The organism is Thalassotalea psychrophila, assembly GCF_031583595.1.
Classification (GTDB): domain Bacteria; phylum Pseudomonadota; class Gammaproteobacteria; order Enterobacterales; family Alteromonadaceae; genus Thalassotalea_A; species Thalassotalea_A psychrophila.
Map to the genome: position 1 here is coordinate 4,428,776 of NZ_CP134145.1, position 12,673 is coordinate 4,441,448.

Here is a 12,673-nt window from a genome sequence, read left to right on the forward strand (position 1 = left end):
TTACCTTATGTACACGTAATTATGGCTTTGGTTTCTAAAAATTCTTCGACGCCCGTTGCGGTGAATTCTCGACCATTGCCAGATTGTTTATAACCACCAAATGGGGCATGGTAATTGAATTCGCCACCATTGATCATACATTGACCACTGCGAATTTTTCGGGCGATAGCAATAGCTGTGGCATCATCTTGGGCAAATACTGCTGAAGATAAACCAAATGGCGAGTCGTTGGCAATTTCAATTGCCGAGTCTAAAGTGCGGTATGGGATCATGCAAAGCACGGGACCAAAAATTTCTTCTTGGGCAATACGCATGTCATTCGATACATCAGCGAATACCGTTGGTTTGACATAATAGCCAGTAGTAAGGCTATCGGGATTATCGACACCACCACAAACTAAGCGTGCACCTTCATCTAAACCAATTTGAATATATTGTAGCACTTTTTGTTGATGTGGCTTTGAGCTCAAAGGTCCTAAAAATGCGTCTTCCCCCATACCGACAACTAAATTATCAGCAGTTTCTTTAGCAAACTTTATTGCTTGCTGGTAAAGAGATTCAGGCACTAGCATGCGCGATAAAGTGTTACAGCTTTGACCACTGTTTAGCATTACATCTTCAACACCATAACTTACGGCAGCATGTAAATCAGCACCTTCGGTAATAATGAGTGCTGACTTGCCGCCGAGCTCCTGAGTAACCCGCTTAACCGTTGGCGCCGCCGCTTGTGCAACTTTAATACCTGCAGCTGTTGAACCTGTAAAAGATACCATATCAACATTTGGGTGGGTACAAAGCTCAGCCCCAACAACAGGCCCTGTACCCGGAACTAAATTAAAGACGCCTTTGGGCACGCCACACTTATCTAATATTTCGGCCATAATAAAATCGACCCAGGGTGTTTGTTCAGAAGGCTTAACTATCATAGTGCAGCCAGCCGCTAATGCAGCGCCTACTTTGCCAACAAATTGATGCAAAGGGAAATTCCAAGGATTGATAAATCCACAAACACCAATAGCTTCTTTTACAATAATGCATTTATCCGATTTTTCGACTTGCTCGGTAATACCAGTATGTTCGGCAAACAGTTCCATCGCATAAATGGCACCTTCAACTTGCAACCAGCTAGCAATATGTTCAGGACAGCCCATAGTTTGCGATATCGCTGTTATTAATTCAGCTTTACGCTCTTCCATACAAGCAGCAATGTTGCTGATTATTTTACTTCGCTGTGCAGCGGGTGTTAACGACCAGTTATTAAAAGCGTTTTTAGCTGCAGCAACTGCTAAGTTAACGTCGTCTACACTCGCACAGACGACTGTTGCTATAATGCTTTCATTGCTTGGATTGATCACATCCAGAGTTGCTTTTGATTGGGATTCAACCCAATGCCCGTTAATATATAATTTAGTTAAATCTTTCATCATGTGCTCTGTGTAAGTTGATTTAAAGTGACCTTGGTTAATATACTTTTACAAATAATGGTAACCTTGCTCTTCAAGGTCGATTAAGGTTGCCTCAATACTTACCCTTAATGTATTTACAATAAAATCGATTTCTGTTTTGTTTAAGGTCAACGGTGGCGACATCACATTTAAATGAACCACGGGGCGAACAATTAAACCTTTTGCGTCAGCATGATTAGAAATTTGTTTGCCTATATCCATCTCTTCTGGGAATAGTTCACAAGTTTCTTTGTTGGCAACAAATTCAACACACCACATAAATCCATGGCCGCGAATATCACCTACAATAGGTAAATCAGATAACGTTTCTAGCTTTGCTTTGAAATACGGAGCAAGTGTTGTTACGTTCTCTAGTAACTGCTCGCGTTCCATTATTTCTATATTTTTTAATGCGGCTGCGCAGGCTACAGGATGACCTGAATAAGTAAAGCCATGGGCGAAACAACGACCGTGGCCGTCTTCACTAATTTCATCCCAAATTTGATCAGAAAAAATGGTTGCACCCAAAGGAAGATAGCCAGAGGTTAACCCTTTGGCGCTGATAATAATATCAGGCTGAATGTCAAAAACATCTTCGGATGCAAACCAGTGGCCAAGGCGGCCAAAACCTGTAACAACTTCGTCTGAAACGTAAAGAACATCATGTTTTTTACAAATTTCCCAAGTTTTTTTATGATAGCCAACTGGAGGAATTATCACGCCTCCGGCCCCCATAATGGGCTCGGCAAAAAAAGCCGCAACATTATCAGCACCAAGCGTTAATATTTTTTGTTCAAGCTCGTTCAGTAAAAAATTTAAAAATTCAGCTTCTGATTTATCTTCATGCTGACCATATTGCTTAGGTGCAGTGATATGATGAATGGTGTCATCAATGAAATCGAATTCGGCGGGATGATCACCTTTTTTACCGCCAATAGACATAGCGGCGTAAGTCGAGCCATGATAAGACATATCACGTGAAATAATATGTTTTTTAGCATGTTTGCCACGGCAATTTTGATAATATTGAATTAAACGATAAGCGGTATCTACCGCCGTAGAGCCACCACAACTATAAAATACATGGTTAAGCGAGCCAGGTGCCAACTCAGCAATTTTAGCAGCCAGCAACGTAGCTGGAACATTGGTCATATCTACAAATGGATTGGCATAAGACATTTTAATCACTTGCTCAGCGATTGCATCGGCCATTTCTTTGCGGCCAGTACCAATATTATTACACCACAAACCACCAACAGCATCTAAATAACGATTGCCATCCGTATCTTCAAGATAATTGCCTTGTGCTGTTTCAATAGGTAACGCACCATCGGTTTTATAAACATCAAAGATTGTCCATGGATGCATAAAATGATCTTTATCTTTTTGCATTATTTCTTTAGTGAAGCTGTTCATGTAAACCTCTGAATATTGGTGCTATTAGCTAATAGTATATAGATGGGGAAAAAAGGATAAATCCCCTGAAAAGGGGAGTATTTATATGAATTAGGGCGCTTAAAAAACCCAAGCTAGCTGATTTATCGGCTAACTTGGGCTTATTAAGCTAGTAATTAATAATATTCATACTTAACCGTTAAACCAAACGTGGCGGGTTGTTGACGATAAACGGTACGACCAGAGAAACCGGTGAATGAGTATGTTTCAGCGTCATTATCCAGCAAGTTTCTTGCCCATAATGTTACTGCCCAACCATCACTATCTGAACTCAATGAAATTAAACCATTTAATGAGCTGTTACTGCCATATAATGCATTACTATCAGCCAGTTGTGCGTATTGCTCATCAGACCAACTATAGCTGGTTTGAAATCTTAAGTACTTGTCATTTTCTAATGGCATGTCATAAGCAACTAAGGCGTTATAACTCCACTCTGGTGCTTGTGCTAACACGGTGCCATTGTCTAAAGGTGCCGCCAGTGCATCAACAAAACCAAAGCCATTTTCATTGGCTAAATCATTTACCGACGGATCCGCGTTAATACCACGCAAATCACTAGTATCAGGTGCTTTTGTTACTTCTGACTTTAAGTAAGATACGCCAGCTTGTAGGGTTAAATCATCGATTGGTAACCAATGAATATCTAATTCAAAACCTGACGTTTCTGACTCAGGAATATTTGCCAAGGTAGTATCGGCAACAGCAAAACCACTAAAATCACTAAATTCATCTGAAACAAAGGTTAGTAATGATTGTCGGTTTTCATATTCTAATGCAAATGCGGCACCATTAAGCTGCATACTGCCTTCTAATAACGTCCACTTAAAACCAAGTTCAACAGACGTTACATCTTCAGGCTCTACATAGCTCCAGGCACTACTGTCTAGCACTGCGCCACCGTAATAAACGCCACCTTTGTAACTGGTAGAAACATTACCAAACACTAATAGGTCACGATTCACCTTCCAATCAAGCCCTATCTTACCGGTAATGGCATCTTCATCGTTGGTTTCACTTAACATAGTTACTGGGTATACATCACCAAAGCTTTCATTGGTGGCAGTACCATTAAACGAACGCTCGTCGAAAGAATAACGTACGCCAGCAATAAATTTCCAACTATCGTTTAACTGAGTTTCGGTATGTAAGTACACCCCGTATGAGTCAGTTTCTTGTACGTAAGCGGCGACAAACCGGTCGTCACCGAATGCGTTTAGATCTTCTGGGTAAAATACGCCATCAAAACCTGAGTCTGATACGAAAAATGAATCATCAAATAAATCAACAGCATCTACTTCTTCATTTGAAATATTTGCCCCTAAAACCCAAGAAAAATCATCATTACCAGTACTAATAAAGCGGATTTCTTGCGACCATTGCTCTAATTCATCATCTTGAATTAGTTCCATAGTTGATGCGGCTGAACCGTCATAGTTATCAATCATAAATTTCTCGTACTGATCGAACGAGGTGATTGATACAAAGTCAAAATTGTCAAAACTGTAATCTAACGTTAAAGCTACACCAGAACCGCTTTCATCACGTTGCACATCAAGTTCACCAACGCTAACTTTGTCAGGTGCGGCAGGCGAATTTAAAGCTGCAAAAGCAGGGTCATCCCAAGTAATTTCATTACCTTCACTGTCAGGAGATAAAGGTTTACCCTTATCTTGGCTTGCATATACTCGTAATAAACCAGTGCCACTGTCACCCAATTCAAAACCAAGTTGACCTCTTATCGCAAAGCTATCTTGCAGGCCAAACTCTTCACCAGTATTAACGTCTTCTTGCCAACCTTCGTTTGATTTTGCGTAGTTTACTGATAAACGAGCATTCATCGTATCGGTTAAAGCACCACCAACTGCAGAGGTAAGCTCTACAGTGTCATAGCTGCTGTAATCAGCTTCAACAAACGCTTCAAAATCATCGGTAGGTTTTTTAGTGATAAAATTGATTGCACCACCCGTAGTATTTTTACCATACAGTGTGCCTTGTGGGCCTTTTAAGACTTCAACACGTTCAATATCAAACAACTGACCGCCAAGATAAACTGGACTACTCGCAAACACTTCATCGGTATATACACCTACGCCACTACTGTTGTTAGGACTAAAATCATCTAAGCCAATACCACGTATGGCAAAAATTGGTGTACCACCTGACGTGGCATTAACGGCAACCAACCCTGGAGTATGAGCACCAAGGTCAACGGCGTTTTCTACACCTAAATCTTCAAGCGCATCGCCATTAAAAGCGGTAGTTGTTACACCAACCTCTGTAATAGATTGCGTGCGTTTTTGGGCAGTAACAGATATTTTTTCAATCTCTTCACTGTGTACAGTTGATGTCATTGTTGCCAAAACAGCTAATGCAATTGCTGATTTTGAAAATATAAGATTAGTTTTCACAATCTTCTCTCCACGGGTTATAGTTATTTACGTTGCCAATTTACTTGGTCTAATTAGTTCATTAAGATGTTTGCTTTAACGCATAATTTTCTTTGAATTAACGTTTTAATAACTATCGCAAAATGCGAGACATTTGTTTATCACCTCATCAGGGGATAATTTATGATTCGCAAATTTAACTAGAGAATATAAGTCTACTAATGGCCACAATAAAAGATTTAACCTATTGGCATCAGGTGCTTGCAACTGTAATCAGTAAAGATTTCAATTCTGAATCTGTCTCTGATTTGTTAAGAGGGTTAGAGCATTTGCTTAATGCAAGTAGTGCAATGCTTACTATTTTTCCTGAGGGAAAGCAGCCACAAACAACCCATTATCGCCTGTTAGCCAATGAAACCCCACAACACCAAATTGATGCCTATGATAGTGGCGCTTATTTATTAGACCCGTTTTATCGAATGGCTATAGACGAAAAAATTGAAGGTCCATATGCCATGAAGGATGTAGCCCCGCAAGGCTTTGAACAGTCAGAATATTTTGATCTGTTTTACAAGAAGCAAGGGTATTTAGATGAAATTTGTATAATATTTCAATTGAATGAGCATGACATAGCGAGCTTATCTCTAGTAAGACACATCAACGAAGAGCCATTTAAAGCCCAGCATATTAAGCAACTAAACATCGTCTTCCCGTTATTAAAAAGCATTATTGTTAAGTGCCAACAAAGCATTGATCAACCTGAACAACTCGATCTAGAGCGCCATTTAGATAACGCATTGGTAAAATTTGGCAGTTCAATATTAACGCCAAGAGAATGTAAAATATTGCACTATATTCTGCACGGTTATGCGATAAAGTTTATCGCTGAAAAGCTTGAAAATAGTCTGGAAACGATAAAGCATCACCGTAAAAGTATTTATATAAAACTGGATGTAAGCTCGCAATCAGAGTTGTTTTATTTATTTATTGCATCCCTTAAAGCCATGCCAACAGATGCCAACCAAGACCCACTTAGTTACTTAACCTGAACTCGGGTTACTTAGAGTGATTTAACACTTACTTTTCAAATGTTCCTAGCCCATCACCCTATAAGGGGATGTTCTGTTTCATGGTTTTTTGAAATAGTCTGTTAACAAATTATTATTATAAAATTAAGTGGTCGTTATATGCTCGAGTCGCGAACTAAAGAATCCATTTTCGATAAACCTATGGTCATCGCCGCCGCTGTTATTATCAGTATTGTTGGCAATGCGGTGTTTATTGGCATGCCGATGTTGGTGGGTTCGTTAGCTGATACCCTTGGTTTTAATGAACAACAGTTAGGCTGGTTAGCCTCAGCAGATTTGATGGGTATTTTTGTTGCCTCGATTGCGGTTTCATTACTCATTAATAAAGTTAACCGACAAACCTTAACTTATATCGGTATAACTGTTGCGATTATCGCAAACTTTTGTTCAACCTTGTTTCATCAATTTGACACCTTATTCATAATTCGAATCATTTCAGGTATCGGTGGCGGGATCTGTTACTCGGTTGGCGTTGCCAGTCTGGCAGGCACGCATAAAACTGCCCGAAACTTTAGTATTTTATTGTTTGTTCTGGTGGCAGTTAATGCCATTGAACTTTATACATTCCCTGATATTTCAGCCAAGTGGGGAGTAGATGGAATATTCCTATTTTTCTGTGCAGCTTTTGTTGGCACCTACTATTTTGTCCGTTATTTACCAAAAACAAACGAGCTCAATAAAATCGAAATCAGTGCTGTAGCCAGTGATGCACAACTTCAAGGTGTGAATCAACAATCAGCAACTGAAATTCCATCATGGATCCCTTGGTTATGTTTGGCCGCAGTTGCTTGTGTTTATATTAACGTTGGTGCATTTTGGGCCTTCATTGAGCGTTTAGGCGTAGATGCAAATTTAAGTAATGATTTTATTAGTAATACCTTAGCTATAGGCACTTTATTTACCCTAACCGGTTGTGCAATGGCCACCTGGATGAGTAATCGCTTTGGTCAATCAAAACCATTGCTAGCAGCATTTATTTTGATGACTGCAATTTTGTTTTTGCTGGCCTTTAAAGTTGATGCCACTAGCTATGTAGTAGCAGCAACAGTATTTAACTTTTGTTGGTTATTCATTGATGTATTTCAATTAGGCACCATAGGCAATATTGACCATACTGGCAGATACGCAGCGCTTGTACCTGGCGCACAAGGGTTAACACAGTCAGTTTCTCCTGCCGTTGCCGGTTATATTTTAAGTGAAGGCTATGGCTACTCAGGCGTGATGATGTTGTGTGCAGTAGGTACTATAAGCGCAATGATTATTTATACTGTTGTCTATGCAAAACTTAAAAGTATTGCTCCCGATATTGCAGATTCAAATTAATAGCAACAGGTACAGATATTTTCCGATATAACTGACGGCTTATTGATGCAAAAAAGCTGCCCTAATTAGACTGTTTTGTGCTATTCAGAGACGTTTAAATTCGAAGTGATAAGCGATAGTTAGGAACAATTAACCACGTGATCCCCCACGAGTGGAACGAGATGAGGGACCTCCTTCAGTGATGCTGTGGGTCCGCAAAGTGCCATTAGCTGCTATACAATATTAGAAAAAACACTCCGTCATCCCACTGTGCTTTTGAGTGGGATCTCCTTCAGTTTTAAGGTGACTTAATTAGGCAGCTTTGTGCCACAAGCGGAAGTAGAGAAAGTACAACGTCATCCCCGAGGAGCTCAAGCGACATCGGGGACCTCCTGAAGTGTATTGTGGATAGAAAAATCGTCTTCCTGAACTTGTTTCAGGATCTGTTTTGGTATTGCAGTGACCGGCTGAAAAGTGCCATAACCCGCCAGTCACTAACGCTGTGTTAACTATATTTTTTAACCAAGCTCTTCATGCACAGAAACATTCTTAATAGACAAATATTTTTCTACTTCTTGCTCTATATACAGAGCTTGCTTACTTGAGTCTAATAGTCTTAATAATTTGGTATCTTCTCCACTATGCGTAATAACATGAACTTCATATTTTAGTCGATTGTTTTTAATGCGTCTTTCTTTGGCGTAAAGCTGCTTTATCTCTGACGCGTCTATAATTTTATTGCCTACCCAAGGAATAGGTCTATGACGTATCTCTACATTCTTTTTGGTAACCATAATATAAGTTTTATTCAAAAGACCTGCTAATGAGAAATATGTCATTAAAATAATAAATACGAGTAAATACAGTAGATTTGGAATATCAACATTCTCAGTCCCTGTATATTTAGTAACGCAGTGATAAATCAAATAAACTGCTCCCAACGCCATGGTAAATGGCTGGAAACGAGGCCATTGTCTAGTAATTTCAATTGAATCATAATTATTTTTTATAGATATTTGTTCTGGTAATCCAATATTGAGATGCTCACTCATATATATTCCCTAAATAGAGTGGTAAAAATTTAATACACAATGGTGCGTACTATCCTTTTTAAAGTAAGAAACTGCAATTAAACCTTATTCTCTAACGACTGTTTTTCGCTCTAAGCGGTCGGTCACGATCGCTAAAAACTTGTGTTTAAACAATAACATCATGTATTGTGAGTTTACAAATATTTAAAGTTTGCCACTGGCAGCTTTGAGCGGTAGCGGAAGCGGAAGGAATTTAATATGTATTTGGCACCAGACGATAAAAAGCGAATGTATCGAATATTGAAAGGTACATCTTTCTCGGTTTCAGAATGGATTCTAGGTATTTGCAACATACTTATGTTATTGATGCATGCATTTTATGAACCTCAAATTCAGTATGCTGGTGTTGGATTAGTTGTAGGATTTTTTCTGCAAGTAATGGTTCACGTAAACAGCCGATTCAAAGCATTGCTAGTTCTCATCAAACATGACGATTTACCAGTTAATGAGATTAAAGTACAAGCTGAAACATAGCCTAACTAGGCTGAAAAAAGCGAATAGCGAACGGTTTTTCTTGTTAAAAATCACCTTATCTAACTGTTCCTTAGATACGAAAGCTGACCTAAGGCTGAAGGTAAATCCAATCTACATGCTTTGCTTTATAAGGTTTACTGTCAATACATCCATTCTTTAATTATCTAATCCCTTAAACAACCACCCGTGAAAGAAAAATCAAGGGTCAGAACACTTGATTATTGAACTATTTTTTTGTGAGATATTTTCTGGGTTTCGTCAGAAGCTGCCACCTTGAATACGTCTTAAATATGTTAAAGCATTCTGTTAGAATAGTAGGCTATTGATTAAAGAATACCGAGACAGCATGTCAGAATTTAAAGCATTTTCACTTTTAGAGTCAATTATTGACCGTGTTAATCTTAAAGGCTATAAACAGCCCACACCGATCCAAAAAGAATGTATCCCAGCTCTTATTAATGGCAATGATCTTCTTGGTATAGCGCAAACCGGAACAGGAAAAACTGCGGCCTTTTCATTGCCTATTATCAATAATTTCGGACGAAATAAAATAGCTATCAAAGCTAAGAGCACGCGATCGCTCATACTAACGCCCACGAGAGAACTTGCCTCGCAAATAATGCAAAACATTGATTACTACTCTGATGGTTTAGGGCTTAAAACTAAGGTTGTTTATGGTGGTGTAGGAAGACAAAATCAAGTTGACTCAATCGCACTTGGACTTGATATTTTAGTGGCTACCCCTGGAAGGTTATTGGATTTAATTGAAACGGGCGATATAAATTTTAAGGCGTTAGAAGTATTTGTGTTAGATGAAGCAGATACAATGCTTGATATGGGGTTCTTTAAGGATGTTCAAAACATCATATCTAAACTGCCAAAGAAGCGACAAACACTATTGTTTTCAGCAACTATGCCCGCTGAAATAGAGATACTTGCAGAAGCCATATTAACGGATCCAACCAAAATTCAAATTGCTGCACAAACGGTTACTATCGACTTGGTTAATCAAAGTGTATACCACCTTGATAAATCGAATAAAGTACCTTTGTTGTTTAATATTTTGGAAAAACCTGAGTATGGAAAAGTCCTCATCTTTTGCAAAACGAAGTATGGCGCTGACATCATTGTTAAAGCACTAGAAAAAGCATCAATAACTGCCGCTAGCCTTCACAGTGGTAAAACACAAGCAGTTAGGGAAGAAGCGTTACAAAACTTTAAAGATTCTAATTTAAGAGTATTAGTTGCAACTGATGTTGCTGCTCGTGGAATTGATGTTGATAATATTACTTTAGTCATTAACTATAACCTTCCTGAAGATCCAAGAAACTACATACACCGTATAGGACGAACTGCTCGTGCCGGGAAAAGTGGAATGGCCATTTCATTTGTTGTAGAAAATGATATAAGGCAATTAAATAATATTGAAAATAGCATAGGACAAGTCATTCCTGTTATTACAGAACAGCCTTTCCATAAAGAGTTTTCAAAAGCGCCTAAACAAGTCAAAAAAAAGAAAAAGGTAAAAAAAACTAATAGAACAAGAACAAAAAACAAATAAGGGCAAGCATAAATTAGCCCTTAAGTAAGAAATTATTTAGGGGCATCTTCTGTTATATGACTGTGCAATTTTTCTATTTATGCGTGCGAACTCTTGTAGTATATCTATTTCTTCTAATAGGACAGTATAGTCTCTCTATCCTGAGCTAGACCATACTCATGTCGGCATTTTTCAATAATTGTTATATTAACTATCGTTATTGTTCATTTTGAGTCACTGGGAAACCCATTTTTTCAACCATTCGAACCCAAGGTTTTCGCCATCCGCCCTTCTCATCAAGAGTATCTAAAGCATACATGGTGATTTTAGCGCCGATCCAACGAAATGGCTCTGGTGGGATATAACCTGGCAACGTAGTTGCAAACTTCATTTTAGTTTCTGCTGCGTCGGTTTGAAATAACACTTCTAAGCCAACTCTTGCTCCAAATCGTGTGGCGGTTACACCAAAACCAGAATAGCCGCCTGCATAAATCATATCGCCATTGTAATAATGTTGATAATGAACTGCCATACGGGTTGTTAGAGCAATGGGACCACTCCAGGCGTGCGAAAATTTAATACCTGTTAATGTTGGAAAAGTTTTATAAAAATTGTCGACTAAGCGTAAATAGTTATCAGCCACTTTATCTTGTTTTGGATCGGTGTGATTATTAAAAAAGTAACCTAAACGGCCACCAAAAAGAATGCGGTTATCGGCAGTTAAGCGCATATAGTTTAATTGTGTACGAGTGTCGTATATCCCTTGACGACTCTTCCAGCCAATGACGTCCATTTGCTCATCGGTTAACGGCTCGGTAACCACAATACGGTCACGAATAGCTGATACCCGTTGGGTAATTTTATCACTGCCCGCGGCAAACGCGTTGGTTGCTAACAGTACTTTATTGGCTTGCACTGAGCCTGTTGGCGTTGTTACCAAAACACCCGGCTTTAAATGAGTTGAGCTAACTAAAGGGCTATATTCAAAAACACGAACCCCAAGTTGCATTGCGACTCTTTTTAGACCCCAAGCTAACTTGGCCGGATGAACCGTACCGCTGCGTTGTTTCGACCATAAACCACCATGAAATAATGGTGAATTAATTTCACTTCTAATTTCATCTTTGTCTAGTAGATGGGCATCATGTCCATATTTTTTATACAGTTCATATTCACTTTCTATATCAGCAATACCTTCATCGCCGATTGATACCGTGAGTTCGCCACCCCATTCAATATCGCAATCAATATTATGACGTTCAATGGTATCTCTAAAGCCATCCATATTGTCTTTACCTAAGCGTTCTAACTCGTCCATTTCATCAGGAAATAACTTAGCTGCATTGGCTAGCCCGTGCATTACAGATGACGATAAAATTGCCGCAGGTCGACCTGATGCACCAATGGCAATGCATTGAGCTTCAATAATTACCACATCACGTTCAGGATTGGCTTCTTTGGCTTGGACCGCAGCCCAAAGACCGGTAAAACCGGCACCGACTATTAGCAAATCACAATTAATATTATTTGTAAGGGCAGGCTCAGCAGAAGGCGCAGCTTTATTATCTAACCAGTAAGGAAAAAATTTAGTTTTTAATAATGCTTTTTCTGCATTTGATTGTATCGCCATAATAATACTATCCATTATATGAGAGAGGCCAAAAAATTTATCAGCTTGATGAGCTTGTGTAGCTAGATTGCCAATTGCACAAAACATTAACAATCCCACTATTAGGGGATAACAGTTTTTTGAAGTTTTATTAACAGAATATTAGGCTATGTATTGGGTGAGTTAGTTATAAAACGATATCACCTTATTATGGTATTACATTTCAAGTTCATAGTTGAAATAATATAGTCAGCTACCAATCATCCTTAATGATTTAAT

General features: G+C 38.8%; 9 protein-coding genes. 4 read left to right on the forward strand and 5 right to left on the reverse strand.

The annotated features are described in order from the left end of the window. Positions 1–5: 5 nt before the first annotated feature. From RGQ13_RS18445 to RGQ13_RS18455, 3 genes are all read right to left on the reverse strand, one after another. Positions 6–1,424: an aldehyde dehydrogenase family protein gene (locus tag RGQ13_RS18445; protein WP_348391195.1), complete on the reverse strand. Its 1,419-nt coding sequence runs from the start codon at positions 1,422–1,424 to the stop codon at positions 6–8. Positions 1,425–1,472: 48 nt separating this feature from the next. Continuing rightward, entirely contained in the window at positions 1,473–2,861 is a 1,389-nt protein-coding gene (locus RGQ13_RS18450; protein ID WP_348391196.1) for an aminotransferase, read from the reverse strand. 155 nt (positions 2,862–3,016) lie between these two features. Continuing rightward, on the reverse strand, positions 3,017–5,311 hold the full coding sequence (locus RGQ13_RS18455) for a TonB-dependent receptor (RefSeq protein WP_348391197.1): 2,295 nt from the start codon (positions 5,309–5,311) through the stop codon (positions 3,017–3,019). A 200-nt stretch (positions 5,312–5,511) separates the two neighbouring features. Between RGQ13_RS18455 and RGQ13_RS18460 the strand changes: the two genes are divergently transcribed. Further along, the gene (locus RGQ13_RS18460) at positions 5,512–6,339 is read left to right on the forward strand and encodes a helix-turn-helix transcriptional regulator (protein WP_348391198.1); all 828 of its coding nucleotides are present in this window, start codon (positions 5,512–5,514) and stop codon (positions 6,337–6,339) included. A 138-nt stretch (positions 6,340–6,477) separates the two neighbouring features. Continuing rightward, on the forward strand, positions 6,478–7,701 hold the full coding sequence (locus RGQ13_RS18465; RefSeq protein ID WP_348391199.1) for an MFS transporter: 1,224 nt from the start codon (positions 6,478–6,480) through the stop codon (positions 7,699–7,701). Between the two features lie 497 nt (positions 7,702–8,198). On the opposite strand, the gene RGQ13_RS18470 is transcribed toward RGQ13_RS18465, so the two are convergent. Further along, a complete protein-coding gene (locus tag RGQ13_RS18470; protein WP_348391200.1) occupies positions 8,199–8,732 on the reverse strand; it encodes a hypothetical protein in 534 nt (177 codons plus the stop codon). A 237-nt stretch (positions 8,733–8,969) separates the two neighbouring features. Here RGQ13_RS18470 and RGQ13_RS18475 point away from each other — a divergent pair, with 237 nt between their 5' ends. After that, on the forward strand, positions 8,970–9,245 hold the full coding sequence (locus RGQ13_RS18475) for a hypothetical protein (protein WP_348391201.1): 276 nt from the start codon (positions 8,970–8,972) through the stop codon (positions 9,243–9,245). 346 nt (positions 9,246–9,591) lie between these two features. After that, positions 9,592–10,806, forward strand: coding sequence for a DEAD/DEAH box helicase (locus tag RGQ13_RS18480; RefSeq protein ID WP_348391202.1), 1,215 nt, complete (start codon positions 9,592–9,594; stop codon positions 10,804–10,806). A 196-nt stretch (positions 10,807–11,002) separates the two neighbouring features. Here the strand turns inward: RGQ13_RS18480 and RGQ13_RS18485 are convergent, their stop codons facing one another. Then, complete coding sequence (locus tag RGQ13_RS18485; protein ID WP_348391203.1) at positions 11,003–12,502, reverse strand: NAD(P)/FAD-dependent oxidoreductase; 1,500 nt, start codon at positions 12,500–12,502, stop codon at positions 11,003–11,005. Positions 12,503–12,673 lie beyond the last annotated feature (171 nt).

Excerpts from the sequence above, each read along its gene's own strand:
- RGQ13_RS18445 (WP_348391195.1), bottom strand. The coding sequence starts at position 1,424 with ATGAAAGATTTAACTAAATTATATATTAACGGGCATTGGGTTGAATCC.
- RGQ13_RS18450 (WP_348391196.1), bottom strand. The coding sequence starts at position 2,861 with ATGAACAGCTTCACTAAAGAAATAATGCAAAAAGATAAAGATCATTTT.
- RGQ13_RS18460 (WP_348391198.1), top strand. The coding sequence starts at position 5,512 with ATGGCCACAATAAAAGATTTAACCTATTGGCATCAGGTGCTTGCAACT.
- RGQ13_RS18465 (WP_348391199.1), top strand. The coding sequence starts at position 6,478 with ATGCTCGAGTCGCGAACTAAAGAATCCATTTTCGATAAACCTATGGTC.
- RGQ13_RS18470 (WP_348391200.1), bottom strand. The coding sequence starts at position 8,732 with ATGAGTGAGCATCTCAATATTGGATTACCAGAACAAATATCTATAAAA.
- RGQ13_RS18475 (WP_348391201.1), top strand. The coding sequence starts at position 8,970 with ATGTATTTGGCACCAGACGATAAAAAGCGAATGTATCGAATATTGAAA.
- RGQ13_RS18480 (WP_348391202.1), top strand. The coding sequence starts at position 9,592 with ATGTCAGAATTTAAAGCATTTTCACTTTTAGAGTCAATTATTGACCGT.
- RGQ13_RS18485 (WP_348391203.1), bottom strand. The coding sequence starts at position 12,502 with ATGTTTTGTGCAATTGGCAATCTAGCTACACAAGCTCATCAAGCTGAT.